Source organism: Microbacterium sp. T32, assembly GCF_001619615.1.
In the GTDB taxonomy this organism is placed as follows: Bacteria; Actinomycetota; Actinomycetes; order Actinomycetales; family Microbacteriaceae; genus Microbacterium.
The window spans coordinates 1-241 of record NZ_LQQP01000075.1 but is presented as its reverse complement, the minus strand read 5'-3'; the positions used below and the strand labels follow the sequence as shown (position 1 = coordinate 241).

Sequence of the window (241 nt, the reverse complement as noted above, 5' to 3'; positions counted from 1 at the left end):
CCGACCTCGCCGCGGTCTTCGCGCCGGTGGCCGAGGCCCTCGCCGCGAACGAGTCCACCATCGTCGAGGAGCTCCTCGCCGTGCAGGGCCACTCGGCCGACATCGGCGGCTACTACCGTCCCGACACAGCCCTCGTCGAGAAGGTCATGCGCCCTTCCGCGACGCTGAACGGGATCATCGACGCCCTGCGCTGATCGCCCGAACCCGAGAGGGGCGGATGCCACTGGCATCCGCCCCTCTT

1 protein-coding gene is annotated in these 241 nt (G+C 70.5%); it reads left to right on the top strand.

Annotated elements, in window-relative coordinates; genetic code table 11:
- Positions 1 to 194, top strand: a 194-nt coding sequence (locus tag AVW09_RS16010; protein ID WP_156496141.1) for an NADP-dependent isocitrate dehydrogenase, incomplete at its 5' end; no start/stop codon positions are given.
- Positions 195 to 241: the final 47 nt, after the last annotated feature.